The organism is Streptomyces sp. NPDC048600 (assembly GCF_055587025.1).
On the sequence record NZ_JBVJGZ010000023.1, the window covers coordinates 91,993 to 118,279 of the forward strand.

The following is a 26,287-nucleotide window of genomic DNA, read 5'->3' on the forward strand; positions in this document are numbered from 1 at the left end:
CCGGGGAGGCGCGCTGCGCCTCCCCGGTTCGTTTCCGGGGTGTGAGCGAGAAGAATCGTGACGGAAAGCGCACGGCCCGGGAGCGGCTGGCGGTCGAGCGGGAGAAGCACCGGGCCGCCGAGAAGCGACGGCGCGCGCTGATCGTGGGTGCCAGCGTCGTCTGCGTGCTGGGCCTCGCGGCGGTGATCGGCGTGGTCGCCGCGAACGCGGGCAAGGACGACGGCAGCGACAGCGCGGGACCGGTCGTGGCGCCCTCGGGAGCCCAGGGCAAGGACGGCCTCGCCATCCCGGTCGGCGAGGAGGGCGCCAAGTCGACGCTCACCATCTGGGAGGACTTCCGCTGCCCGGCCTGCCAGGCCTTCGAGACCGCTTACCGGCCCACGATCCACGAGCTGACCGAGGCCGGGAAGCTGAAGGTGGAGTACCACCTCGCCACCATCATCGACGGCAACATGGGCGGCACCGGCTCCCGCAAGGCGGCCAACGCCGCGGCCTGCGCCCAGGACGCCGGGAAGTTCACGCCGTACCACGACGTGCTCTACGACAACCAGCCGCCCGAGACCGACGACGCCTTCGCCGACGAGGACAAGCTGATCGAGCTGGCCGCCAAGGTCGACGGCCTGGACACGCCCGCCTTCCGCACCTGTGTGCAGGAGGGACGGCACAACAGCTGGGTGGAGAAGTCCAACGAGGCCTTCCAGAACGGCGGGTTCTCCGGCACCCCGACGGTGCTGCTCGACGGCCAGAACATCTACCAGGACCAGTCGATGACCCCGGAGAAGCTGAAGCAGATGGTGGAGGCCGCACAGGGATGAGCGGACGCGCGGCCCCGTTATGGAGCCGTAGCCGGGCCGCCCGTCGTCGGGCGCGTCCGGCAGGGTAGCGTCGACCTTGCCATGGAACTTGCCTACATTCCCAGCCCGTCGCGCGGGGTGCTGCACCTCGGCCCCATCCCGCTGCGCGGCTACGCTTTCTGCATCATCATCGGCGTCTTCGTGGCCGTCTGGCTCGGCAACAGGCGCTGGATCGCCCGCGGCGGGCGGGCCGGCACGGTCGCCGACATCGCTGTCTGGGCGGTGCCGTTCGGCCTGGTCGGAGGCCGGCTCTACCACGTGATCACGGACTACGAGCTGTACTTCAGCGAGGGCCGTGACTGGGTGGACGCCCTGAAGATCTGGGAGGGCGGCCTCGGTATCTGGGGGGCCATCGCGCTGGGCGCGGTGGGTGCCTGGATCGGCTGCCGCCGCCGAGGCATCCCGCTGCCCGCCTACGCCGACGCCGTCGCGCCCGGCATCGCGCTCGCGCAGGCCATCGGCCGCTGGGGCAACTGGTTCAACCAGGAGCTGTACGGGCGGGAGACCGACCTCCCCTGGGCCCTGCACATCACGTCCTCCACGGACGGCCGGATGCCGGGCTACTACCACCCGACGTTCCTCTACGAGTCGCTGTGGTGCGTCGGTGTCGCGCTGCTGGTCATCTGGGCCGACCGGCGCTTCAGGCTGGGCCACGGCCGGGCGTTCGCGCTCTATGTCGCGGCGTACTGCGCGGGCCGCTTCTGGATCGAGTACATGCGCGTCGACGAGGCCCACCACATCCTCGGTCTGCGGCTGAACAACTGGACCGCGCTGCTGGTCTTCGTGCTCGCCGTGGTCTACATCGTGGTGTCGGCGAAGAAGCGGCCCGGCCGTGAGCCGGTCGTCGAGCCCGGGGCGCAGCCCGCGTCCGAGGACGACACCGCGCAGGCCAAGGGCGACGCCGTCGGGTCCGGGGGCGACGAGCCCACCGACGCGGACGGGAGCGACGACGCCGCGGACGGAGCCGGGGCGGACGCTGAGCCGGAGTCCGGGCCCGCGAAGGCGGGGACCGCGGCCGACGCCGAGGAAGTGGAGTCCGAGTCCGCGAAGAAGGGCTGAGGACACCGACATCGCCGAAGGGCGCCCGGGATCTCCGGGCGCCCTTCGGCGTACCAGGACCTGCCCGGCACCGCCCGTCAGGCGGGTAGGCAGGCAGGCGGGTAAGGGCCGGACGGGGCCAGGGGCTCAGCGGCCGCCGCGGGCCAGCGACAGGGTGCGTCGGGCCGCCGCCACCACCGCCGCGTCGACGAACGTGCCGTCGGGGAGCGCCAGGGCACCCTCGTGCTCCACACCCGCCTCGACGACACGCTCGGCCTCCTCGATCTCACGCGCTGTCGGCAGGTAGGCGCGCTCGATCACCGGGAGCTGGCGCGGATGCACGGCGGCGCGGCCCAGGAAGCCCAGGGCGCGGCCGTGCGCGCAGGTCGCGGCGAGGCCGTCGAGGTCGCTGATGTCGGGGTGCACCGACTGGGGCGGGGCGGGCAGGCCCGCGGCGCGCGCGGCGACCACGACCCGGGAGCGGGACCAGTCCAGCCCGGCGTCCTCCCGGAGACCCAGGTCGGCCCGGAGGTCGGCCTCGCCCAGGGAGATGCCCCGCAGCGCCGGGTGCGCGGTGGCGATGGTGTGGGCGAGCTCCACGCCCAGGGCGGACTCCAGCAGGGCGTACAGCGCGGGTGCGCCGCCCGCCGCCGGCGCGGTGTGCTCGGCGACCCGGGTGATCTGCCCGGGGGAGGTGATCTTGGGCAGCCGGAGGCCGGACAGGCCCGGCAGGGCGGCCAGGGTGCCGAGGTCGGTGTCGGCGTACGGGCCGTCCAGGGCGTTGACCCGGACGTGCACCGGCACCGGCTGCGGCTCGGCGAGCAGCTCGGCGGTGGCCTCGCGGGCGTAGCCCTTGCGGTCGGGGGCGACCGCGTCCTCCAGGTCGACCACGACCACGTCGGCCCCCGACACCAGCGCCTTCGCCACCACCTCGGGCCGGTCGCCGGGGACGTAGAGCCAGGTCAGGGGTGTCGGCGGGGTCACAGGGCGCCTTCCTCGCGCAGGGCGGCGAGCTCTCCCGCGGTGAGGCCGAGTTCGGTGAGGACGGCGTCGGTGTCCGCGCCGTGCGGGCGGCCGGCCCAGCGGATCGCGCCGGGGGTCGCCGAGAGCCGGAAGAGCACGTTCTGCATGCGCAGCGGGCCCAGTTCGGGGTCGTCCACGGTGGTGAGGGTGTCGAGCGCCGCGTACTGGGGGTCGGTCATCACATCGCGGACGTCCTGGACCGGGGCGATGGCCGCGTCGGCCTTCTCGAAGGCCAGGAGGACCTCGGTGCGGGTGCGTCCGGCGATCCAGGAGCCGACGGCCTCGTCGAGGACCTCGCTGTGGCGGGCGCGGTCGGCGCCGGTGGCGAACCAGGGCTCGTCGATCAGCTCGGGGCGGCCGACCAGCCGCATCACGCGCTCGGCCACGGACTGGGCGGAGGTGGAGACGGCGACCCAGGTGCCGTCGGCGGTGCGGTAGGTGTTGCGGGGCGCGTTGTTCTGCGAGCGGTTGCCGGTGCGGGGCTGCACATGGCCGAGCTGGTCGTACCAGAGCGGCTGCGGGCCGAGGACCGTCAGGATCGGCTCGATGATCGCCATGTCGACGACCTGGCCCTCGCCGGTGCGCTCGCGGGCGGCGAGGGCCGTCATGACCGCGTAGGCCGTGGCGAGACCGGCGATGGAGTCGGCCAGGCCGAACGGCGGCAGCGTCGGGGGCGCGTCGGGCTCGCCGGTGATCGCGGCGAAGCCGCTCATCGCCTCGGCGAGCGTGCCGAAGCCGGGACGGTGCGCGGACGGGCCGAACTGGCCGAAGCCGGTGACCCGGGCGAGGACCAGCCGCGGGTTGACGGCGGACAGCTCGGGCCAGCCGAGGTCCCACTTCTCCAGGGTGCCCGGCCGGAAGTTCTCGACGACGACATCGGCGGTCGCGGCCAGCCGCAGCAGGGTCGCCCGGCCGCCCGGCCTGGACAGGTCGAGGGTGATCGTGCGCTTGTTGCGGCCCAGCATCTTCCACCACAGGCCCACACCGTCCTTGTCGGGGCCGTGTCCGCGGGACGGGTCGGGTCGGCGCGGGTGCTCGACCTTGACGACCTCGGCGCCGAAGTCGCCGAGCATGGTGGCGGCGAGGGGACCGGCGAACAGGGTGGCGACGTCCAGCACGCGCAGTCCGGACAGGGGAGCGTGGGCGGCGGCGGGCCGGTGTGCGGCCGTGGGCGCGGTCATGCGGTGAACTGCGCGTCGATCTCGGAGCGGTACGGCATCGACGTCGACGCCCCCGCCCGCTGCACCGACAGCGCCGCCGCCTCGGCCGCCCAGCGCAGTGCCTCGGGCATCGGGCGGCCCTCGCCGAGCGCCACGGCGAGCGCGCCAACGAAGGTGTCGCCCGCGGCCGTCGAGTCCACGGCGGTCACCCGCGGCGCGGGCACGGTCACCGGGTCGGCGCCGCGGGCCGTGTACAGGCAGCCGGCCGAGCCGAGGGTGACCACCACCTCGGGGACCAGCTCCAGCAGGGCGGTCGCCGCCGAGCGGGCGTCGGTGCGGCCGGTGAGGGTGGCCGCCTCGTACTCGTTGGGCACCAACAGGTCCACGGCGGAGAGCAGTTCGGGCGGGAGCGGCTGGGCCGGGGCCGGGGTGAGGATCGTCCGGATGCCGTGGGAGCGGGCCGCGCGGGCACCGGCGAGGACGGCCGGCAGCGGGATCTCCAGCTGGAGCAGCAGCGCGTCGGCGGTGGCGATCAGGACCTCGTCGCCGGGGACCAGGTGGTCGACGGTGCCGTTGGCGCCGGGAATCACGACGATGGCGTTGGCGCCCTCGTCGTCCACCACGATGTGCGCGGTGCCCGACGGGCCCTCGACCGTGCGCAGATGGTCGGTGTCGACGCCGGAGTGCTCCAGGGTGGAACGCAGCCGCGCGCCGAAGGAGTCGGTGCCGACCGCGCCGATCATCGAGACGGTCGCGCCCGCGTGCGCGGCGGCGACGGCCTGGTTGGCACCCTTGCCGCCGGGGACCGTGCGGAACTCCCTGCCGGTCACGGTCTCCCCGAGCCGCGGGGCCTTCGCGACGTACGCGACGAGGTCCATGTTCGTGCTGCCGAGGACGGCGATGTGCGTCATGGGCGGGACGCCTCCAGGTGCGTGAGGTGGGCGAGGGTGTCGAAGCCGGTTCCGTCGAGGTCCGCGACGGAGGTCGACAGCCGGTTCTTCAGGGGGGCCGTCCAGCGGTCGGGCAGGGCGGCGGGGGAGCGGGCGAGCAGCCCCGCGATGCCGCCGGCCGTCGCGCCGTTGGAGTCGGTGTCCCAGCCGCCGGAGACCGCGCGGGTGATTCCGGCGGTGAAGTCGCCGTCCGCGTGGGTGAGGGCGGCGGCGATCAGGGCGGTGTTGGGGACGGAGTGGACCCAGTGGTACGTCGGGCCGTGGACGGCGTGCAGGGTGTCGACGACCGTGTCGAAGTCCGGTGTCCGCCGGGCGAGTTCGACGGCGTGGACGACCGCCTTCGCCAGGCGGGAGCGGGGCGGCACGACGGTGAGGCCGGTGCGCAGACAGGCGTGCACGTCGTGGGTGCCGGTCGCCGCCGCGGCGACCGCCGCCGCCGTGAACATGGCCGCGTAGACGCCGTTCGCGGTGTGGGTCAGGGTGGCGTCCCGGTGGGCCTGTTCGGCCGCGGCCCCCGGGTCGCCCGCGTTGGTCCAGCCGTGGACGTCCGCGCGGATCAGGGCGCCGATCCATTCGCGGAAGGGGTTGCGGTGGTGTGCCGTGTGCGGGGGCTCCACGCCGGAGAGGAGGTTGCGGTAGGCGACGCGTTCGGCGGTGAAGGTGCGGCCCGCCGGGAGCTCGTCCAGCCAGAGCCGGGCCACGTCGGCGGTGGTGAAGTCCCGGCCGTGGCGGCGCAGCAGAAGGAGGTTCAGCAGGGGGTAGTTGAGGTCGTCGTCCTCGGGCATGCCGTCGATGTTCTCGCGGAGCGAGGTGGCGGCCGAGCGGCGGTTCCACGGGTGTTCGGCGAGGAGCGCCTCGGGGACTCCCCGGGCGGTGAAGTAGGCGGCCAGGGGCCAGTTGCCGGTGGAGCGGGCCAGGGCGCGGACGGCGTGGAGCGGCAGTTTCTCGACGGGCTTGCCCAGGAGGCAGCCGGCGGCGCGGCCCAGCCAGGCGGCTTCCAGGGCGGCCCGGGCGGGGCGTGCGCGGGGGCCTTCCGGGGCCGACGGCCAGTCGGGGCACAGTGCCTTGACGGCCGCCAGCCGCGTCGGTTCGTGGGCGGCCAAGCGGCTCGGCAGGTCCGCGAGTTCGTCCAGCAGATCCTCGGCCAGGGTGCGCAGATAGCGGGACACCGGCCGTGGGGACGCGCCCGCCGTCGCCGGGGCCTCGTGGCCGCCCGCCGCCCGCCAGCGCGCCGCGACGGCCTTGGGCTCACGGCCGTCCTGGGCCGCCTGGGCGAGTTCGTGACCGATCAGGTCCTCGGGCTGCACCCAGGTCAGTCGGAGCATGCGGTGCCTCCGAGTCGGGCGAAGGCCCTCTCGTGGGCGCGGCGGCGCCGGACGTCCCGCTCGAAGATCTCCCGGGTGACCGCCGTCAGGGCCGCCGCCGGGGCCCACAGGTCCAGACGGCTCGCCTCCGCCACCGTCTTGGACCAGTCGTCGGGGACCGGTGAGCCGAGGGCGCCCGCGAGCGCGCCCGCCATCGTCGCGATGGAGTCGCAGTCGCGGCCGTAGTTGACCGAACCGAGGACCGCGTGCCGGAAGTCGCCCCGCGCCACCAGCAACATGCCCAGGGCCACCGGGAGTTCCTCGACGGCGTGCAGCCGGGACGGGCGGCGCGCGCCGAGGGAGGGGCTGCGGTAGTCGGGCCCGACCGTGTCGTACGGGGCGACCGCCTCGCGCAGCGGGGTCAGGGCCGACTCGAAGTCCTGGTGGCGGACGGCCGTTTCGCAGACCTTCTCGATCGCCTCCCGGGTGCCGTCCTTCGCCAGCGACAGACAGCTCTCCACGACCGAGTCCGGGGTCGCGTCCGGTGCGCAGGCCGCCGCCACCGCCGCCGCGAACACCCCCGCCGCCTCACGGCCGTACGAGGACTGGTGGGCGCCCGCGACGTCCAGGGCCTCGGCGTAGGCGGCCCTCGGGTTCGCCGCGTTGACCAGGCCGACGGGGGCCATGTACATCGCCGCGCCGCAGTTGACGATGTTGCCCACGCCTGCCTCGCGGGGGTCGGCATGGCCGTAGTGCAGCCTGGTGACCAGCCATTTCTCGGCCAGGAAGATCCGGTGCAGGGGGAGGGCCTCGGCCTCCAGCTCCGGGATCCAGCGGGGGGTGGTGATCAGGTCCGGGACGAGGTGGCCGGCGATCGCGTAGGCGTCCAGATGGTCCCGGACGCGGGCGTAGACGCGGATCAGCGCGTGGGTCATCAAGGTGTCGTCGGTGACGTGGCCGTCGCCCTTGTGGTACGGCGCGAGGGGCCGGGCCGTGCGCCAGGCCTCGCCGTTCCAGGGCCCGACGACGCCGTGGACGCGGCCGCCGTGGCGCTCGGTGATCTGGTCGGGGCTGTAGCCCTCGACGGGGCCGCCGAGGGCGTCGCCGACGGCCGCGCCGACCAGGGCGCCCGTGATGCGTTCGTCCAGGGTGTGCGCTCGGTCTGCTTCTTCTCCTTTGGGCGTCATGCCCCGAATCATCCTCCTGGTGGGGCCGGTTGTGCCGCTTCCAGGAGTCCGGCGAGTTCCACCAGGTCGGTGCCGGTGAGGCGGGGCAGGACGCAGCCGGAGAGTGTGCGGCAGGCGTCCCGCCAGGCCGCGGGCAGGGCCGCGCCGCCGCCCAACGCGCCGGTGAGGGCGCCCGCCAGGGCCGGTGCGGAGTCCGCGACGCGGGAGAGACAGGCCGCCGCGGGGACGGCCTCGGCGATACGGCCCCGTGCGGCCACGGCCAGGGCCAGGGCGACCGGGACGGTCTCGGCGGCGGCGATGCCGTAGCTGTAGACGTGGTCGACGATCTGGTGTTCCAGCAGGGGGATCAGGGCGAAGGCGTTGTCCGCGTCCTCGGCCAGGCGCAGGGCGTGGCGGGCGTTGCGGGCGATCTCGGTGCCCTCGGGGAGCTGGGCCAGGGCCGCGGCGGCGCACCGGGTGACGGGTGCTCCCGTCAGGGCCAGGGACAGCGCCGCCGCCATCGCCCGCGCGCCGTGCACGCCGTCGCCGTCCTGGGTGTAGCGGGCGTCGAACTCGGCCAGGTCGGCGGCGCGTTCGGGGTCGCCGGGGTGCGCCACCGCGAGGACGCAGGCGCGGACGCAGGCGGCGTCGTCGAAGTAGTGCGGGTTGTCGTGGCCGGTGGCGGGCGGGCGCAGGCCCGCGGCGAGGTTGCCGAGGCCCGCGCGTACGGAGATCCGGGCCCGCAGGGGGAGTACGGCGGACTCGACCTCCGGGGCGCGTTCCGCCGCTGCGGCGACCTCGCCGGCCACGGCGGTCCAGGTGAGGTCGATCGCGGCCCTCGTACGGCGTTCCCGGCTGAGGTCGCCGAGGGCGGTGTCGTCGCCTGCGCGCAGCAGGGCCTCCGCGGCGAAGGCCGCCCATTCCGCGTCGTCGGAGGGGCCGAGGCGGAGGGGTTCCGGGGGCTGGTTGAGGGCGATGGGGACGGGGAGGGTGGTGGTGGCGTTCTGCTCCGCGAAGGTGTCCAGTTCGCGGGTGAGGCGGCGGGTCCAGTCGGGCATTCTCGCGGCGCGGTGGCGGGCTGCGGGCCACCCGACGGCGTCGCCTGCGGCCAGGCCCAGCAGGAGGCCTTCGGTTCTGCGGGGGCTTTTGGCGCTCGGCCTTGCGGGGGTGGGCTCGGCTTCGCCGTCGCTTCGGGCCTCGGCTTCGCCTTCGGCCCGGTGTTTCCCGCCCGCACCATCCGTGCGGCTCTCGTCGTCGGGTGCGGGTGGCCCCGGTGGGGCGGATTCGCCGTTGGCGGGTGTGGGTGTGGGTGCGGGTGTTGAGGTGGGCGGGTGGGGTGGGGCCGGGTCCTGTGGGGTGGATTCGCCGGTGGGGGTGGGCGGTTCCTGGGAGGTGTGTTCGCCGCCGGCGGGGGCTGGGGTGGTCGTGTCCCAGGGGCCCGGGGGCCTCATCGGGGGAGGCCCGTCTCGGCGGGGGACGGGGTGAGGAGGTCGGCGACGTCCAGGATGTGGTGGCCGGCCATCGAGGGGAGGCAGCTGCCGCGGGCGGGGCCGATGGCGGACGCCCAGTCCTCGGGGATCGCGGCGGCGCCCTTCGCGGCGCCGGACAGCGCGCCGGCCACGGCCGCCGTGGTGTCGGCGTCGCGGCCCATGTTGACCGCCGTCAGCACCGACTCGCGGAAGTCGCCGTCCGCCGCCGCGTAGGCGCCGAAGGCGAGGGCGACCGCCTCGGGGGCCAGATCGGTCCAGGGGTAGCCGCCGATCACCACCGCCGAACGGACCGCCCGTTCGCCGCGGTGGGCCGCCGCCACGGCGCGGCGCAGGGAGCGGGCCGTCCAGGAGTCGTCGGGGATCACCGCCAGCGCGGCGGCGGCCACGGCCAGGGTCGGGGCCCCGGCCATCGCCGCGGCGACGCCCGCCGCCACCGCCTGGCCGCCGTAGATGCCCTCGCCGTCGTGGCTGACCGAGCCGTCGATCGCGACCAGGCGGGCCGCCTCGGCGGGGCGGCCCGCCGCGAAGACGCCGAAGGGGGCCGCGCGCATCGCCAGGCCGTCGCTCCAGGCGTGCCGGTGCTGGGCGGAGATGGGGGCGGCGAGACCGCGCCGGAGGTTCTCCAGCGTGCCGCGTTCGCTGAAGCCGGCGCCCCGGAAGGGGCCCTCGTCGCGGTCGGCGATCCACTCGTGCCAGGCCGCCTCGACATCGGCCGGGGTCAGGGCCGAGCCGTACCGGGCCAGCAGCAGTCCGGAGAAGATCGCGTACTCGGTGTCGTCCGTGCCGGCCGGGTTGTCGCTGACGTAGCCGGTGATACGGCCCCAGCGGGCGCGGATCTGCGAGGGCTTCAGGTTCTCGGCCGGGGCCCCGAGGGCGTCGCCGACGGCCAGGCCGAGCAGGGCGCCACGGGCCCGCTCGCGCAGCGCGGAGGCGTCCCCGGGCGCCGGGACCGGGGGGATGCAGGCGATGGATGCCATACGCGGCCTCTGTTCCGAAGGGGGTCCGCACACGGCGCGGACCCTTTGCCGATGTGTCCCACCATCAGCGGTTGACCAGAGCCTCGGCGGCGCCACTGTCACCCGGTCGACATATGTGATCACTGGTGCTCGGATGAGCGTTCGAGCGTAAAACCGCAGGTTAGCGCAGCCTTTCCTTGCTGGCGAGAGGGAATGGGGAGGCGTACTGTCGGCGTTGTCGAAGAGTAGAACTTGTCCAAACTTAGCTTTGGCTTAGCTTATTGGGGGATCCCGGATGGCCATCATCGAGACCGAGGCGCCGCTGCACGAGGCGCACCGCGACAACCACACGCACCGCGATGTGAACGGCGGCTGGCTGCGCCCCGCGGTGTTCGGCGCCATGGACGGCCTGGTCTCCAACCTCGCCCTCATGACCGGTGTGGCCGGCGGTGCGGTCGGCCAGCAGACCGTGGTGCTCACCGGCCTCGCGGGACTGGCCGCCGGCGCCTTCTCGATGGCCGCGGGCGAGTACACCTCCGTCGCCTCCCAGCGGGAGCTGGTCGAGGCCGAGCTGGACGTCGAGCGGCGCGAGCTGCGCCGGCACCCCCAGGACGAGGAGGCCGAGCTGGCGGCGCTGTACGTGTCGCGGGGTGTCGAGCCCGAGCTGGCCCGGGAGGTGGCCCGGCAGCTGTCCCACGACCCCGAGCAGGCCCTGGAGATACACGCCCGCGAGGAGCTGGGCATCGACCCCGGCGACCTGCCCTCCCCGCTGGTCGCGGCCGTGTCCTCGTTCGGCTCGTTCGCGCTGGGCGCCCTGCTGCCCGTGCTGCCGTATCTGCTCGGCGCGAGCGCGCTGTGGCCCGCCGTGCTGCTGGCCCTGCTCGGCCTGTTCGCGTGCGGCGCGGTCGTCGCCAAGGTGACCGCGCGCAGCTGGTGGTTCAGCGGTCTGCGCCAGCTCGCCCTCGGCGGCGCGGCGGCCGGTGTGACGTACGTCCTGGGCAGCCTGTTCGGAATCGCCGTAGGATGAGTCGGCGCTGGTACTTATGCGATGGGCCGCATAAGTACCCCATTACCCGCTGGTTTCGGATGCATGACCACGGGGCATGAGCCGTAAGCGCTGTGGGCAATGAGGCCTGCGGCGCACTCGCGGGACGGGCGACGAGGCCCCACCCGCCCCCTGGACCGCAGGACATCGATCTGTCCGTGTGGTCCCCACATACCTTTCGCCGCCAAGCGCGGTACCTGCGCCGATACCCGTGGCGTCCACATGTTGGAACGGATTATCCCGGTTCCCGAGAACCGATCCATCATGTAACCTGCACGAAATTTTGCACTCCGCAGAGGGCCAACGTCGTCCCTCGGCACCAGCACATGCCACATGACGACGACGGGAGAGCCGATGCGTACGCCGCGCCAGCCGTCCCAGCACTCCGCGAATGGCCAGAACTGGTCCTTCATGGATGCTCGCCCTGCTGCGCAGGGTATGTACGACCCCCGCAACGAGCACGACGCGTGCGGCGTCGGTTTCGTGGCCACCCTCACCGGCGAGGCGAGCCACACGCTGGTCGATCAGGCGCTCACCGTCCTGCGCAACCTCGAACACCGCGGCGCCACCGGTTCCGAGCCCGACTCGGGCGACGGCGCGGGCATCCTGTCCCAGGTCCCGGACGCGTTCTTCCGTGAGGTCGCCGGATTCGAGCTGCCCGAGGCCGGCGGCTACGCGGTCGGTATCGCCTTCCTGCCCGAGGAGGGCACCGAGGACGCCGTCTCGCGCATCGAGACGATCGCCGGCGAGGAGGGCCTCACGGTCCTCGGCTGGCGCGAGGTCCCGGTCGCCCCCGAGCTCCTCGGCGCCACCGCCCGCTCCACGATGCCGGTCTTCCGCCAGATCTTCGTGAGCGACGGCGCCAGCACGGGCATCACGCTCGACCGCAAGGCCTTCGTGCTGCGCAAGCGCGCCGAGCGCGAGGTCGGCGTCTACTTCCCGTCGCTGTCCGCGCGGACCATCGTCTACAAGGGCATGCTGACCACCGGTCAGCTGGAGCCCTTCTTCCCGGACCTGTCCGACCGCCGCTTCGCCTCCGCGATCGCGCTCGTGCACTCCCGGTTCTCCACGAACACGTTCCCGTCGTGGCCGCTCGCGCACCCGTACCGGTTCGTCGCGCACAACGGTGAGATCAACACCGTCAAGGGCAACCGCAACTGGATGCGCGCCCGTGAGTCGCAGCTCGTCTCCGAGCTGTTCGGCTCCGAGAAGCTGGACCGTGTCTTCCCGGTCTGCACCCCGGACGCCTCCGACTCCGCCTCCTTCGACGAGGTCCTGGAGCTGCTGCACCTCGGCGGCCGCTCGCTGCCGCACTCCGTGCTGATGATGATCCCGGAGGCGTGGGAGAACCACGACTCCATGGACCCGGCCCGGCGCGCCTTCTACCAGTTCCACTCCACGATGATGGAGCCCTGGGACGGCCCGGCCTGTGTCACCTTCACCGACGGCACCCAGGTCGGCGCGGTCCTCGACCGCAACGGCCTGCGCCCCGGCCGCTACTGGGTCACCGACGAGGGCCTCGTCGTCCTCGGCTCCGAGGTCGGCGTCCTCGACATCGACCCCGCCAGGGTCGTCCGCAAGGGACGCCTCCAGCCCGGCAAGATGTTCCTCGTCGACACCGTCGAGCAGCGCATCATCGAGGACGACGAGATCAAGGCCCAGCTCGCGTCCGAGGCCCCGTACGCCGAGTGGCTGGAGACCGGCGAGATCGAGCTGGGCGACCTGCCCGAGCGCGAGCACATCGTCCACACCCACGCCTCGGTCACCCGCCGCCAGCAGACCTTCGGGTACACCGAGGAGGAGCTGCGCGTCATCCTCGCGCCGATGGCCAAGGCCGGCGCCGAGCCGATCGGCTCCATGGGCACCGACTCGCCGATCGCCGCGCTGTCCTCGCGCCCGCGCCTGCTGTTCGACTACTTCACCCAGCTGTTCGCGCAGGTCACCAACCCGCCGCTGGACGCGATCCGCGAGGAGCTGGTCACCTCCCTGCGCAGCTCGCTCGGCCCGCAGGGCAACCTGCTCGACCCGACCGCCGCGTCCTGCCGGTCCGTCGTGCTGCCCTTCCCGGTCATCGACAACGACGAGCTCGCCAAGCTCATCCACATCAACGCCGACGGCGACATGCCCGGCTTCAAGGCCGCGACCCTGTCCGGCCTGTACCGGGTGCACGGCGGCGGTGACGCGCTGGCCGCGCGCATCGAGGAGATCTGCGCCGAGACCGACGCCGCCATCGAGAACGGCGCCCGGCTGATCGTCCTGTCGGACCGCCACTCCGACGCCGAGCACGCGCCGATCCCCTCGCTGCTGCTCACCGCGGCCGTCCACCACCACCTCATCCGCACCAAGCAGCGCACCGAGGTGGGCCTGCTGGTCGAGGCCGGCGACGTCCGCGAGGTCCACCACGTCGCCCTGCTCATCGGCTTCGGCGCCGCGGCCGTCAACCCCTACCTCGCGATGGAGTCCGTCGAGGACCTCGTCCGCGCCGGCACCTTCCTCACGGACATCGAGTCCGAGAAGGCCATCCGCAACCTGATCTACGCCCTCGGCAAGGGCGTCCTGAAGGTCATGTCCAAGATGGGCATCTCCACCGTCGCCTCCTACCGCGGCGCCCAGGTCTTCGAGGCCGTCGGCCTCGAAGCGCCCTTCGTGGAGAAGTACTTCAACGGCACCGCCTCCAAGATCGGCGGCGTCGGCATCGACGTCGTCGCCAAGGAGGTCGCCGCCCGCCACGCCAAGGCCTACCCGGCCTCCGGCATCGCCCCGGCGCACCGCGCGCTCGAGATCGGCGGCGAGTACCAGTGGCGCCGCGAGGGCGAGCCTCACCTGTTCGACCCGGAGACGGTCTTCCGCCTCCAGCACTCGACCCGCAGCAAGCGCTACGACATCTTCAAGATGTACACCGAGCGCGTGAACGAGCAGTCCGAGCGCCTGATGACGCTGCGCGGCCTGTTCGGCTTCACCTCCGGCCGCCCGTCCATCTCCGTGGACGAGGTCGAGCCGGTCTCCGAGATCGTCAAGCGCTTCTCCACCGGCGCCATGTCGTACGGCTCCATCTCCAAGGAGGCGCACGAGACCCTCGCCATCGCCATGAACCAGCTGGGCGCCAAGTCCAACACCGGTGAGGGCGGCGAGGACCCGGAGCGTCTGTACGACCCGGCCCGCCGGTCCGCCATCAAGCAGGTCGCCTCCGGCCGCTTCGGTGTGACGAGCGAGTACCTGGTCAACGCGGACGACATCCAGATCAAGATGGCCCAGGGCGCCAAGCCCGGTGAGGGCGGCCAGCTGCCCGGCCACAAGGTCTACCCGTGGGTCGCCAAGACGCGTCACTCGACGCCGGGCGTGGGCCTGATCTCCCCGCCGCCGCACCACGACATCTACTCCATCGAGGACCTGGCCCAGCTGATCCACGACCTGAAGAACGCGAACCCGCAGGCGCGGATCCACGTGAAGCTGGTCTCCGAGGTCGGCGTCGGCACGGTCGCGGCGGGTGTGTCCAAGGCGCACGCGGACGTGGTCCTGATCTCCGGTCACGACGGAGGCACCGGTGCCTCCCCGCTGACCTCGCTGAAGCACGCGGGCGGCCCCTGGGAGCTCGGCCTCGCCGAGACCCAGCAGACCCTGCTGCTCAACGGCCTGCGCGACCGCATCGTCGTGCAGACCGACGGCCAGCTGAAGACCGGCCGCGACGTGATCATCGCCGCGCTGCTGGGCGCCGAGGAGTTCGGTTTCGCGACCGCGCCGCTCGTCGTCTCCGGCTGCGTCATGATGCGCGTCTGCCACCTGGACACCTGCCCGGTCGGCATCGCCACCCAGAACCCGGTCCTGCGCGACCGCTTCTCCGGCAAGGCCGAGTTCGTGGTGAACTTCTTCGAGTTCATCGCGCAGGAGGTCCGCGAGCTGCTCGCCGAGCTGGGCTTCCGCTCCATCGAGGAGGCCGTCGGCCACGCCGAGATCCTCGACGTGCACCGCGCGGTGGACCACTGGAAGGCGCAGGGCCTGGACCTGGAGCCGCTGTTCCACGTGCCCGAGCTGCCCGAGGGCGCGGTCCGCCACCAGGTGATCGCCCAGGACCACGGCCTGGAGAAGGCGCTCGACAACGAGCTGATCAGGCTCGCCGCCGACGCGCTCGCCGCGGACTCCGCGACCACCGCCCAGCCGGTGCGCGCCCAGGTCGCCATCCGCAACATCAACCGCACGGTCGGCACCATGCTCGGCCACGAGGTGACGAAGAAGTTCGGCGGCGCGGGCCTGCCCGACGACACCGTCGACATCACCTTCACCGGCTCGGCCGGCCAGTCCTTCGGCGCGTTCGTGCCGCGCGGCGTCACGCTGCGGCTGGAGGGCGACGCCAACGACTACGTCGGCAAGGGCCTGTCGGGCGGCCGGGTCGTGGTCCGCCCGGACCGCGGCGCCGACCACCTCGCCGAGTACTCCACCATCGCGGGCAACACCATCGCGTACGGTGCGACCGGCGGCGAGCTGTTCCTGCGCGGCCGTACCGGCGAGCGCTTCTGCGTCCGCAACTCCGGCGCGCTGGTGGTCTCCGAGGGTGTGGGCGACCACGGCTGCGAGTACATGACCGGTGGCCACGCGGTGGTCCTCGGCGAGACGGGCCGCAACTTCGCGGCCGGCATGTCCGGTGGCGTCGCCTACGTCATCGACCTGAACCGCGACAACGTCAACGTGGGCAACCTCGACGCGGTCGAGGCCCTCGACGACTCGGACAGGCAGTGGCTGCACGACGTCGTGCGCCGCCACCAGGAGGAGACCGGCTCCACGGTCGCCGAGAAGCTCCTGGCCGAGTGGGACACGGCGGTGAACCGCTTCAGCAAGATCATCCCCAGCACGTACAAGGCAGTGCTCGCCGCCAAGGACGCCGCCGAGCGAGCCGGTCTCTCCGAGTCGGAGATCACCGAGAAGATGATGGAGGCGGCGACCAATGGCTGACCCGAAGGGCTTTCTGAACCACGGCCGCGAGGTCGCCAAGTCCCGTCCCGTCGACGTGCGGCTGAAGGACTGGAACGAGGTCTACGTCCCCGGCTCGCTGCTTCCGATCATCAGCAAGCAGGCCAGCCGGTGCATGGACTGCGGCATCCCGTTCTGCCACAACGGCTGCCCGCTGGGGAACCTGATCCCCGAGTGGAACGACTACGCCTACCGCGAGGACTGGTCGGCCGCGCAGGAGCGCCTGCACGCCACCAACAACTTCCCGGAGTTCACCGGCCGCCTCTGCCCGGCGCCCTGTGAGTCGGCGTGTGTGCTCGGCATCAACCAGCCGGCCGTCACCATCAAGAACGTCGAGGTCTCGATCATCGACAAGGCGTGGGAGACCGGTGACGTCGCCCCGCAGGCCCCCGAGCGGCTGTCCGGCAAGACCGTCGCGGTCGTCGGCTCGGGCCCCGCGGGCCTGGCCGCCGCCCAGCAGCTGACCCGGGCCGGCCACACCGTCGCCGTCTACGAGCGTGCGGACCGCGTCGGAGGCCTCCTCCGGTACGGCATCCCCGAGTTCAAGATGGAGAAGCGGCACATCAACCGCCGTATCGAGCAGATGCGCGCGGAGGGCACCCGCTTCCGCACCGGCATCGAGATCGGCCGCGACCTGAAGTCCACGGACCTCAAGAAGCGCTACGACGCCGTCGTGCTGGCCGTCGGTGCCACCACGGCCCGCGACCTGCCGGTGCCGGGCCGCGAGCTCCAGGGCATCTACCAGGCCATGGAGTACCTGCCGCTGGCCAACAAGGTCCAGGAGGGCGACTACGTCACCGCCCCGATCACGGCCGAGGGCAAGCACGTCGTGGTCATCGGCGGCGGCGACACCGGCGCGGACTGCGTGGGCACCGCCCACCGCCAGGGCGCGGCCTCCGTGACGCAGCTGGAGATCATGCCGAGGCCGGGCGAGGACCGGGCGCCGCACCAGCCGTGGCCGACCTTCCCGATGCTCTACAAGGTCACCTCCGCACACGAGGAGGGCGGCGAGCGGGTCTACTCCGTCTCCACCACCCACTTCGAGGGTGACGAGGACGGCAACGTCCAGTGGCTGCACCTTGTCGAGGTCGAGTTCGTCGACGGGAAGCTGACCCAGAAGCCGGGCACCGAGCGCAAGATCCCCGCCCAGCTGGTCACCCTCGCCATGGGCTTCACCGGAACCGACCGGGACAACGGCCTGGTGGAGCAGTTCGCACTGGACCTCGACGAGCGGGGTAACATCGCTCGCGACGCCGACTTCCAGACCAACGTGCCGGGAGTGTTCGTCGCCGGTGACGCCGGCCGCGGCCAGTCCCTGATCGTGTGGGCGATCGCGGAGGGCCGCTCGGCCGCCCGCGGCGTCGACCGCTTCCTGACCGGAGCCAGCGACCTGCCGGCGCCGATCCGCCCGACGGACCGCGCGCTGATGGTCTGACCGGCCCGAAAAGACGTCCCGTACAAAGGCGTACGGAACACTGGTGGCGCCTGCCTGTCCCCGACCCGGACACCTCGGCAGGCGCCGCCGCATTTTCCCGGTCCTCCGTGACCCGCTCTCCGGGACCGGCTTCCCGGGACCCGCTTCCAGTGGCCTGCCTCCCGGCACCCGCCGGACGGCTGCCCACCGGGCGCTTCTAGCGGGTCACCAGCCCCTCGAACCGTACGGTCGCGTCCTCCGTGTACGCCCCGACCGAGCCGAGCAGATACGGCCGCTCGGTGTCGGTGAAGGTCACCAGGGTCCGGCCGCCCACCTCGACACGGAGCACCGGCCCCCGCTGCTCCACCCGCACCCGGTGCCAGTCGCCCACGGGGTACTTCCGGTGCCCGGTGGCCAGGAAGCGCTGGCCGCCCGGATAGGCGGGGTCACGCTTGCCCAGCTCCCAGCCGTTGGGCTTGAGGGTGACGTAGTAGAAGTGCTCCGGATCGGAGTACCCCCACACCAGCCAGGGCACCTCCCACGGGTTCGGCTCCGGTACCCGCAGCTGTCTCACCGTGCGCATCCGCGCCTCGAACGTCACGTCCGTGTAGGTCGTGGTGCTCACCACCAGACCGGCGTGGGTCGTGGCGGGCGTCCTGGCGATCCTGGGTGAGAGCGACAGGCTGTCGTCGTCACCGGTGTTGGTGCCGTGGCCGTTGAACACCGACAGCCAGCGGCCGTGCGTGGAGCTGTCGGCCCAGGGCGCCGGGGGCGGCGCGGGGTCGTTCCCGCCGCACCGGCTCACCGTGACCGCCAGCAGCGCCGCCAGCGCCAGCCCGGCCGCGAGCCCCGCGCGGAGCCGCCCCCTGCGGCCCGGAGGAGGAAGGGAGTTCCGCCGCCGGGGCCGCAGGAGGGAGGACGTCATGCCGCAGAGTATGGCCCGGCGGCCGTCGCCCCGACCGGCACATCGGCCGCGAAGTCCTCGGCCAGTTGCGCCAGTACGCGGCTCGCGGCCCGGCCGTCGCCGAACGGGTTGCCCGCGTTCGCCATCCGCCGGTACTCCTCCGGATCGTCCAGCAGCCGCTCCGCACAGCCGACGATGGCGTCCGGGTCGGTGCCGATCAGCCGCGCGGCACCCGCCTCCACCGCCTCCGGGCGCTCGGTGGTCGTGCGCAGCACCAGCGCCGGCTTGCTCAGGCTGGGCGCCTCCTCCTGGATGCCGCCCGAGTCGGTGAGCACCAGGTCGCACTCGGCCAGCGTGGCCGCGAAGTCCAGGTAGTCCAGGGGCTCGACCAGCTCGATGCCGGGGTGCCCGTCCAGCTCGGGCAGCAGCGCGTCCCGCACGGCGGGGCTCTTGTGCAGGGGCAGCACGATCTCGACGTCCCCGCGGTGGGCCAGCCGACGCAGCGCCCGGCCCATCGCACGCATCCGGTCGCCCTGGTTCTCCCGGCGGTGCAGCGTCACCAGGATGCGGCGGGCCCCGGTGCGGAACGCGGACGCCCCGGTGCCCTCGGCGAGCACCCACAGCAGGTTGTCGATCACCGTGTTGCCGGTGGTGAACACCTGCTCGGCACGTACCCCCTCGTCCGTCAGATGCCGTGCGGCACGCGCCGTCGGGGCGAAGTGCCAGCGGGCGATACGGCCGATCAGACAGCGGTTGAGCTCCTCGGGGAAGGGGTTGTCCAGCACTCCGGTGCGCAGCCCGGCCTCCACGTGCGCGACCGGGATCTTCTCGTAGAACGCGGCCAGGGCCCCGGCCAGCGCGGTCGTGGTGTCCCCCTGCACCACGACCAGGTCGGGCCGTTGCTCCCGCATCGCCCCGCCCAGTTCCTGGACCAGACGGGCGGTGAGATCGGACAGCTCCTGCCGGGTGCGCATCACGTCCAGGGAGATGCGTACGTCGACGCCGAGCAGACCGAGCATCTGCTGGAGCATCTCGCGGTGCTGGCCGGTGGTGACGACGACGGGTTCGAACTGTTCGGAGCCGGCCATCGCACGGGCCACCGGGGCCAGTTTGATCGCCTCGGGCCGGGTGCCGAGCACGAGCATGGCGCGTACGGGCACGGCGGACGGGTGTGTGGACATGGTTGAGCCCCCCTAGGGCATGCGCGATCGCACAACCGCGCAGATATGAGAGATACGGCGGGCCGCCGCGTGACGGGCGGCTCGTCGCGTGAGATGGGCGGACCTCCGGCGGCGCGCACGGGTCAGGCGCGCGTGGGTGTCCTCGGCGAGGACCGCAGCGGGTCAGGTGCGTGCGGTCCTCGCCGAGCTCCGCGGCGGGTCAGGTCCGCGCGGTCTTCAGCCAGGTCCGCTTGCCGGTGAGCATCCGCCAGAACCCCCACCAGCCGGCGGCGAACCAGATGTAGCCGTAGAAGACGAAGAGATGGGCGAGCAGCACCGAGCGCACCAGGCCCAGTTCGCGCTCGCGCCTGGCGTAGACGAAGCCGTAGGTGTAGGCCGCGGTGAACGACAGCAGATACGGGCCCAGCAGCCACATCGGTGAGACGAGGGAGTGGCCGGCCTGCACCGAGGCCACCACGGTCGCCACCAGGGCGACGACGAAGGACAGCGGAAGCAGCGAGGTCAGCAGGATCAGCACCGGGCTGGACAGGTGGTAGAGAAGGTCGAGCGCGGGCCGCAGAGGTACGTCCCGCAGGATGAGCGGGACCAGGTTCGCGGACTGCAGGTGGCCCTGGAACCAGCGCGAGCGCTGCCGGATCAGCCGCTTGAGGCTGAGCACGGCCTGCTGGGAGACCGCGGCGGTGACGCAGTGCTGGTTGGTCCAGCCCTTGGCGATCAGCCGCACCCCGAGGTCGAGGTCCTCCGTGAGGCTGTCGCTCCACGGGCCGTCCCCGTCCAGCGTGTCGAGCGCCGACAGCCGCATGAACTGGCCGTTGCCGCCCATGCCGACGCTGCCGATGAACCGGCGCGCGCTCTGGAAGACGTCGCCGTAGACGACGAACTCCATGTCCTGCATCCGGGCCAGCAGGCCGAGCTGCCGGTTGTACATCCGCACGCAGACCTGGACCGCGCCCGTGCGGGGATCGTCGAAGTAGGGATCGACGGACTGCATGATGTGCGGATCGAGCCGGCCGTCGGCGTCGACGACGCACAGGACCACGTCATCGGGGTCGTACGCCGCCAGCAGACCCGATTCCCGCAGGTGACGTACCCCGTCGTTGAGTGCGGCGCCCTTGCCCCGGCGCGCGTTCGGCGGGTTGCGCCGGTGCAGCCGGACCCGGGGACCGGCGGCGAGCGCGATCTCGGAGGTGCGGTCGTCCGAGCCGTCGTCGATCACCAGTGCCATGAAATTCCCGGCGGGCAGAGCGGTGATGCGCGCCAGGCTTTCGGAAAGCACGGTCTCCTCGTTCAGGCAGGCGAGAAGAAATACGTAGAAGCGTTCTCTCCGATCCGTCCGGGAGCGGCGAATTCTTCGCCGGGACAGCAGAAACATGCCCGTGTTGTAGCAGCCGGCCAGCACGATCAGCGTGATGGCGGACCACAGCAGCACCTCAACGATCACATCTGCTCCCGGCTTTGACCTGCGGCGCGGCCGTCGCCGGGCGGGCCTCGCGGCGCAGCTTGGCCCTGGCCAGGAGTATCAGACAGGCGGTCAGGCAGTAGAGCAGAAATCCAGCTCCGGCGGTTGCCTGTAATGTTTTGGCCAAAGGCAGGCCGGGCAACGCCTCCGGTGCCGCCATTGCCCCTGCCATGGGCAGCAAGGCACCGAGAGCGGGTCGTCCGTACATCTTCCCCCCACATTTCACAGCGCGTCCCCGTCGCGCGATGGTGAACGTAGCAGACCCTGACGGCGGTCAAGAAGAGGATCAGAAAAAAGCCGGAGTTCGACACTTCGGCCGGATCTGTCGGGCATCCTGGAATTCTCCCGATGCCTCGTCGACACCCCTCCCGGGTCGGCAGAGGAATCGGGTGCCTTCGTACGCGCAAGTACCTTTGCCCAATGGTTGGCAAAGTGGGGGGAAGAACGTGAGACCAGTCATCCCGTCCTGGAGACGGGGGAGTTTTCGAATTTCCGTCGTCCTGATGCTGCTGGCCGCCCTGCTGGGCGGCTCTTTCATGACCTCGGGCGCACAGGCGGCAGGGGACCACCGGCACCCCGGGGAGAAGGCCGGCGCGAAGTCCGGGGTCAGCCGGGTCGACCTGAAGGGCTGGGCGAAGGCCCAGCTCAAGGCCGACCGGGCGCGCCACAAGGGGCACGGCAGGACACGGGTGGCGCTGGCCCGCGCCGCGGCCGGTCCGTCGCTCACCGCCTCCTCGCTGGCCCGTCAGGCCAGCGCGCTCACCCCGGCCCGGACCACCCGGACCGCGGCGTCCGCCTCGGTGGACGCGGCGGACGCGGCCGCCGGCCCGACCGCCCTCGTCCTGTTCGACACGGCGGGGCCCTACGGACACCTCGGCGAGCTGTACGCCATGGCCGCGGCCAACCTCGCCGGCCACTTCGGCCCCGTCACCGCCAAGCCCGTGCAGCAGTACACGGCGGGCCTGGTCGAGTCGTACACGGCCGTCGTCTACATCGGCTCCACCTACTACGGCGGCCCGGTCCCGGACCAGATCCCCGCCGCCTTCCACCAGGACGTGCTGACCACCAGCAAGCCCGTGACCTGGATCGGCGCCAATATCTGGGGCATGGCCAACACGGTCGGCGTGGGCCAGTTCACCCAGAAGTACGGCTGGGACCCGACCAACTCCTACTACGGCGACGGCGGTTCGGTCGGCACCGTGACCCAGGTGACGTACAAGGGCCAGACCCTGACCCGGAAGATCCCGGCCGGGCAGGACGGCGGCGTGCTGCGCCCCACCGTGCTCACCGGGCCCGGCTACCCCGCGGTCACCCGTCTCGCCGAGGGCCTGGACACCACCAGCGGCAACACCTTCGGCTGGGCGGTCCGCTCCGCGAACCTCACCTACCTCGGTGAGATCCCGTTCGCCTTCGTCTCCGAGAGCGACCGCGTCATCGTCTTCGAGGACCTCCTCTTCGACGCCCTCTCCCCGGCCACCACCGAGCGCCACCGCGCGCTGGTCCGGCTGGAGGACATCAGCCCCAACTCCGACCCGTCCGAACTGCGCGCCATCGCCGACTATCTGTACTCCGAGCGCATCCCGTACGGCATCAACGTGGTCCCCGTCTACACGGACCCCAAGGGCGCCTACAACGAGGGTGTCCCCGAGACCGTCCGGCTCAGCCAGCGGCCGCAGCTGGTCAGCGCGCTGAAGTACATGCTGGCCAGGGGTGCGGTGCTGATGAACCACGGCTACACGCATCAGTACGGCAACCTCGACAACCCCTACAACGGCGTGACGGGTGACGACTTCGAGTTCTACCGGGCGCACGTGGACGCGTCGAACACGGTCGTCTACGACGGGCCGCTGAGCGAGGACTCCGCGCTCTACGCCCAGACCCGGGTGAACGCGGCCCTCGCCGAATTCGCTCTCGCCGGACTTCCCCGGCCCACGCTGTGGACCACTCCGCACTACGCGGGTTCCCGCACCGATTACCAGGTGTTCAGTTCGAATTTCAATGCGCGGCTCGAACGTTCGCTGTATTTCGGTGGCACGCTCACCGGAGCGGCCTCCGATCCGAACCGGTTCATCGGGCAGTTCTTCCCCTATGTGGTCCGTGATGTGTACGGGACAAAGGTCATTCCGGAAAACATCGGGAATTACGAGCCGGAGGAATACAACAACCACCCGCCGCGGCTGCCGGCCGACCTCGTCGCCTCGGCGAAGGCCAATCTCGCCGTCCGGGACGGGTTCGCCAGCTTCTTCTACCACCCGTACTTCCCGGTACAGCCGCTGAAGGAGACAGTGGAGGGCATCAAGGCCCTCGGATACACCTTCGTCAGTCCGGCGGTGCTGTGAGGGCACCGCGTGTGAAGGGGAGGACCGTCGCTGCCGCGGCGGTCCTCCTCGCCGTGACCGCCTGTACGCAGGGCTCCTCCGGTACGGCGGGCGCGACGGGCGTGACCGGCGCCGCGGCGCGCCCGGCCGAGCTGCGGGGCATGACCCTGCCCTCCTGGTACCGCACCGACTACGACAGCCCCGCCGCCGGCCGCTATCTCAAGGACATCAGGGCCACCGGCGCCCGCTGGGTCACCCTCACCCCGACCTGGTACCAGAACACCCGGACCGGCAGCTCGATGCACAGCACCGAGGAGACCGCCTCCGACGCGAGCCTGCGCCGGATCGTGCGCCGCGCGCACGCCGCCGGGCTCAAGGTGATGATCAAGCCCCATGTCGACCTCGCCGACGGCGGCGACCGCGCGGAGATCCGCCCCGGGGACCGCGGGCGCTGGTTCACCGCCTACCGGCGGTTCATCACGCACTACGCGGCACTGGCCGCCGCCACCGGCGCGGAACAGTTCTCCGTCGGCACCGAACTCGCCGGGGTCTGCGACGACCTCACCGGCTGGACCCGCACCATCGAGGCCGTCCGCGAGCGCTACGACGGCCCGCTCACCTACGCCGCCAACTACGACGAGTACGAGCGCATCGGCTTCTGGAAGCGCCTGGACCTCATCGGCATCGACGCCTACTGGCCGCTGGCCGACACCCCCACCGCCGACCCCGCCCGGCTGCGCCAGGCCTGGGCACCCATCCGCGACCGGCTCGCCGAGTACTCAGCGCGCGCCGGCCGGCGCGTCCTGTTCACCGAGGCCGGCTACGTCAGCCAGCGGGGCACCACCACCGCTCCCTACTCCTGGGACATCAGCACCACGCCCGACACCAGGGAGCAGGCCGCCGCCTACCGCGCGCTGCTGGACTCCTTCGAGGGCCGGCGCTGGTGGGCCGGGGTGTCCTGGTGGATGTGGGACGACTGGCCGGACAGCGGCGAGACCCCGGCGGAACTGGCCTACACCCCGCACGGCAAGCCCGCCGAGCAGGTACTGCGCCAGAAGTGGGGGCCGTAGGGCGCCGTCCGGCAGGGACCCCCTACGGCACGCGGTAGGTCTCGCCGTACACCTGCCACCGGAGCGGGGTCTTGAGGGCGAAGTTGCCGGAGTCGAGGAACCGTCGCTGCGCCGTGTCGATCCGGGTGGTGTCCGCGTTCGCCTTCTTCGCCCTCATGGCCTCACGACGCACATCCAGGAAGGCCGACAGAAAGGCCCCCTCCGACCCGCCCTCGGCGGGCGTCTCGGCCTTGTCCAGGGCCCGCTCGCGCATCCCGTAGAAGCCGTTGGGGTCGGTGTCGGGGCCGTGCAGCACCATCGCGTCGTAGTAGATGAACTGGCCGAGGGTGCCGAGACCGTCCAGCTTGGCCATACGGACCGCCGGTTCGAAGTAGACGCTGTCGCGCTCGCGGTTCTGGGCCGCGCGGAACTCCGGGACCTTCGCCTCCTCCTGCCAGGCGGTGGTGAAGCCGGGGTCGAGACCCTCGTGCGAGTCCGTGCCGTCGACCTTGCGCAGCGCGGGCAGATATTCGGCCAGCCCGTTGTCGGGGTGGGCCTTGGTGTAGTTCTCCACCAGCACCCGCAGGTCGTGGGTGCCGGTGCAGAAGCCGATCACACCCGCCGTGTAGCCCTGGCCGTCCCCGAGGTCCTCGATGCGGCCGTAGGAGCCGCGCCAGTCCAGCGTCGAGTACTCGGCCGTCGCCACGATCTGCTGGGCCAGATTCCTCTTGTCCGGCGCCATGAGCCCCGGCGGAAGGGCGGCCACCGCCTTGTCGTCCGCGGCCCGCTCGGCGGCGTCCGCGTCCCGCTCCGCCTTCGCCTTCGCCTGGTCCCGGGCCATCTGCTGGATGGCCGTCGGGCTCTGAGGCATGGAGGCGTCCGAGTCCGTGGGGGCGAGAAGGTACACGGCGGCGGTGGCGACCACGGGAACGGCGGCGAACAACAGAGCGGCTTTCTTCATGGCGTACACCGTAAGGCCCCTGTCAGGCCGCTGTGCCCGTCAGCTCCGTCACTTTCACCACGGCCGCCACCAGCAGGACCGCGAGCACCGCCGCGCACGCCGCCGCCTGGATCGCCGTACGGTGCCTGCCGCGCGGTGCGTAGGCGAGGACCAGGGCCACCACGCCACCGGTGAGGAGGCCGCCGAGACGGCCCTGCCAAGAGGTGAGACGCGCGGAGACGACCAGCCACACCAGCATCAGGACCATCAGCCGGTTCAACTCGCCCAGGTCCGACCCGATGCGGCGGGCCATGACGTACGCCGCGACGGCGAGACCGAAGATCGCGCCGGACGCCCCGACGGACAACCGGCCGGGGTCGGCGAGCAGCAGTTCGAACACCGAGCCGCCGACCGTCGCCAGCAGGTACAGCGCGAGGAACCGCGACCGGCCGAGCCGCGACTCCACCAGCGGGCCGAGCCGCCACAGCGCGAGCATGTTCAGCACGACATGGGAGACGCCGAAGGTGCCCTCGGTCGGCATCGAGTGCAGGAACCCGCCGGTGACCAGCCGCTCCCACTCACCGGCCACCAGCCCCTCCGCCGCGAACTCCGCCGGGGCGGCGCCCTCGTGGACGTAGTGCAGCCCGTCCGGGCCGATCAGGCCGGCGCCGAGCATCGCGAACCGGTCCACGATCTCCGGCCGCGCCACCTCGGCCAGGTAGGCGAGGACGTTGAGCCCGATCAGCACGCACGTCATCACCGGCACGGCGGTGATGCTGCCGCCGAACACCGTCCGGGCCCGGCGCACCGAGCACGCGCCCTCCTTCACACAGTCCGGGCAGTGGTGGCCGACGGCCGCCTCGCGCATGCAGTCCGGGCAGACGAACCGGTCGCACCGGGTGCAGCGGACGTAGGACTCCACCTCGGGATGGCGGTAGCAGGTGGTGACGGCGGCTTCCATGCCGGCTCCTCGACGGGTCGCGGGGCGGGGACGGCAGACAGCCGGTGAGGACGGCAGGTGCCGATGGGGACGGGACGTGCCGGTGAGGCGGCGGCGCACAAACCAGCGAA

The 26,287-nt window shown here is 72.2% G+C and carries 19 protein-coding genes; 7 read left to right on the forward strand and 12 right to left on the reverse strand.

What is annotated here, in order from left to right; genetic code table 11:
- The first annotated feature begins 41 nt into the window (after positions 1–41).
- Complete coding sequence (locus ACZ6SQ_RS27670) at positions 42–815, forward strand: DsbA family protein (protein WP_469566635.1); 774 nt, start codon at positions 42–44, stop codon at positions 813–815.
- Between the two features lie 81 nt (positions 816–896).
- On the forward strand, positions 897–1,913 hold the full coding sequence (lgt, locus tag ACZ6SQ_RS27675; protein ID WP_469566637.1) for a prolipoprotein diacylglyceryl transferase: 1,017 nt from the start codon (positions 897–899) through the stop codon (positions 1,911–1,913).
- A 126-nt stretch (positions 1,914–2,039) separates the two neighbouring features.
- Here the strand turns inward: lgt and ACZ6SQ_RS27680 are convergent, their stop codons facing one another.
- From ACZ6SQ_RS27680 to ACZ6SQ_RS27710, 7 genes are read right to left on the reverse strand one after another with little or no spacing between them, the layout of a single operon-like run.
- Positions 2,040–2,876, reverse strand: a complete 837-nt coding sequence (locus ACZ6SQ_RS27680) for an HpcH/HpaI aldolase/citrate lyase family protein (protein WP_469566640.1) — start codon at positions 2,874–2,876, stop codon at positions 2,040–2,042.
- Positions 2,873–4,096 (reverse strand): CaiB/BaiF CoA transferase family protein, encoded by a 1,224-nt coding sequence (locus tag ACZ6SQ_RS27685; RefSeq protein WP_469566641.1) that lies wholly within the window; start codon positions 4,094–4,096, stop codon positions 2,873–2,875. Before ACZ6SQ_RS27685 ends, ACZ6SQ_RS27680 begins: the two co-directional genes overlap by 4 nt.
- On the reverse strand, positions 4,093–4,986 hold the full coding sequence (rbsK, locus tag ACZ6SQ_RS27690; protein WP_469566643.1) for a ribokinase: 894 nt from the start codon (positions 4,984–4,986) through the stop codon (positions 4,093–4,095). The genes ACZ6SQ_RS27685 and rbsK overlap by 4 nt, the downstream gene beginning before the upstream one ends.
- Positions 4,983–6,350, reverse strand: a complete 1,368-nt coding sequence (locus ACZ6SQ_RS27695; protein WP_469566644.1) for an ADP-ribosylglycohydrolase family protein — start codon at positions 6,348–6,350, stop codon at positions 4,983–4,985. Before ACZ6SQ_RS27695 ends, rbsK begins: the two co-directional genes overlap by 4 nt.
- Positions 6,338–7,516: an ADP-ribosylglycohydrolase family protein gene (locus ACZ6SQ_RS27700; RefSeq protein ID WP_469566646.1), complete on the reverse strand. Its 1,179-nt coding sequence runs from the start codon at positions 7,514–7,516 to the stop codon at positions 6,338–6,340. The genes ACZ6SQ_RS27695 and ACZ6SQ_RS27700 overlap by 13 nt, the downstream gene beginning before the upstream one ends.
- A gap of 8 nt (positions 7,517–7,524) precedes the next feature.
- Positions 7,525–8,946 (reverse strand): ADP-ribosylglycohydrolase family protein, encoded by a 1,422-nt coding sequence (locus tag ACZ6SQ_RS27705; protein WP_469566648.1) that lies wholly within the window; start codon positions 8,944–8,946, stop codon positions 7,525–7,527.
- Positions 8,943–9,962 carry an ADP-ribosylglycohydrolase family protein gene (locus tag ACZ6SQ_RS27710; protein ID WP_469566650.1) on the reverse strand — a complete coding sequence of 340 codons (1,020 nt, stop codon included), beginning with the start codon at positions 9,960–9,962 and terminating at the stop codon, positions 8,943–8,945. Before ACZ6SQ_RS27710 ends, ACZ6SQ_RS27705 begins: the two co-directional genes overlap by 4 nt.
- Positions 9,963–10,236: 274 nt before the next feature.
- On the opposite strand from ACZ6SQ_RS27710, the gene ACZ6SQ_RS27715 reads away from it, so the two are divergent.
- The 3 genes from ACZ6SQ_RS27715 to ACZ6SQ_RS27725 all read left to right on the forward strand — a co-directional run bounded on the left by ACZ6SQ_RS27715 (position 10,237) and on the right by ACZ6SQ_RS27725 (position 17,386).
- Positions 10,237–10,968 carry a VIT1/CCC1 transporter family protein gene (locus tag ACZ6SQ_RS27715; RefSeq protein WP_469566652.1) on the forward strand — a complete coding sequence of 244 codons (732 nt, stop codon included), beginning with the start codon at positions 10,237–10,239 and terminating at the stop codon, positions 10,966–10,968.
- Positions 10,969–11,340: 372 nt separating this feature from the next.
- On the forward strand, positions 11,341–15,933 hold the full coding sequence (gltB, locus tag ACZ6SQ_RS27720; protein ID WP_469566708.1) for a glutamate synthase large subunit: 4,593 nt from the start codon (positions 11,341–11,343) through the stop codon (positions 15,931–15,933).
- Positions 15,926–17,386, forward strand: a complete 1,461-nt coding sequence (locus ACZ6SQ_RS27725; RefSeq protein WP_469566654.1) for a glutamate synthase subunit beta — start codon at positions 15,926–15,928, stop codon at positions 17,384–17,386. The genes gltB and ACZ6SQ_RS27725 overlap by 8 nt, the downstream gene beginning before the upstream one ends.
- 196 nt (positions 17,387–17,582) lie before the next feature.
- Here ACZ6SQ_RS27725 and ACZ6SQ_RS27730 read toward each other — a convergent pair whose 3' ends face one another.
- The 3 genes from ACZ6SQ_RS27730 to ACZ6SQ_RS27740 all read right to left on the reverse strand — a co-directional run bounded on the left by ACZ6SQ_RS27730 (position 17,583) and on the right by ACZ6SQ_RS27740 (position 20,891).
- Entirely contained in the window at positions 17,583–18,290 is a 708-nt protein-coding gene (locus ACZ6SQ_RS27730; protein ID WP_469566656.1) for a LamG domain-containing protein, read from the reverse strand.
- Entirely contained in the window at positions 18,287–19,450 is a 1,164-nt protein-coding gene (gene wecB / locus ACZ6SQ_RS27735; protein WP_469566657.1) for a non-hydrolyzing UDP-N-acetylglucosamine 2-epimerase, read from the reverse strand. Before wecB ends, ACZ6SQ_RS27730 begins: the two co-directional genes overlap by 4 nt.
- Positions 19,451–19,649: 199 nt before the next feature.
- Complete coding sequence (locus tag ACZ6SQ_RS27740) at positions 19,650–20,891, reverse strand: glycosyltransferase family 2 protein (protein ID WP_469566658.1); 1,242 nt, start codon at positions 20,889–20,891, stop codon at positions 19,650–19,652.
- 521 nt (positions 20,892–21,412) lie between these two features.
- Between ACZ6SQ_RS27740 and ACZ6SQ_RS27745 the strand changes: the two genes are divergently transcribed.
- Positions 21,413–23,248 carry a DUF2334 domain-containing protein gene (locus ACZ6SQ_RS27745; RefSeq protein ID WP_469566661.1) on the forward strand — a complete coding sequence of 612 codons (1,836 nt, stop codon included), beginning with the start codon at positions 21,413–21,415 and terminating at the stop codon, positions 23,246–23,248.
- A gap of 11 nt (positions 23,249–23,259) precedes the next feature.
- Positions 23,260–24,297 carry a glycoside hydrolase family 113 gene (locus tag ACZ6SQ_RS27750; RefSeq protein ID WP_469566662.1) on the forward strand — a complete coding sequence of 346 codons (1,038 nt, stop codon included), beginning with the start codon at positions 23,260–23,262 and terminating at the stop codon, positions 24,295–24,297.
- A 22-nt stretch (positions 24,298–24,319) separates the two neighbouring features.
- Here ACZ6SQ_RS27750 and ACZ6SQ_RS27755 read toward each other — a convergent pair whose 3' ends face one another.
- Together ACZ6SQ_RS27755 and ACZ6SQ_RS27760 are read right to left on the reverse strand one after the other, a co-directional pair.
- Positions 24,320–25,237: a chitosanase gene (locus tag ACZ6SQ_RS27755; protein ID WP_469566665.1), complete on the reverse strand. Its 918-nt coding sequence runs from the start codon at positions 25,235–25,237 to the stop codon at positions 24,320–24,322.
- Positions 25,238–25,259: 22 nt separating this feature from the next.
- Entirely contained in the window at positions 25,260–26,177 is a 918-nt protein-coding gene (locus ACZ6SQ_RS27760) for a rhomboid family intramembrane serine protease (RefSeq protein WP_469566666.1), read from the reverse strand.
- Between the last annotated feature and the right edge of the window lie 110 nt (positions 26,178–26,287).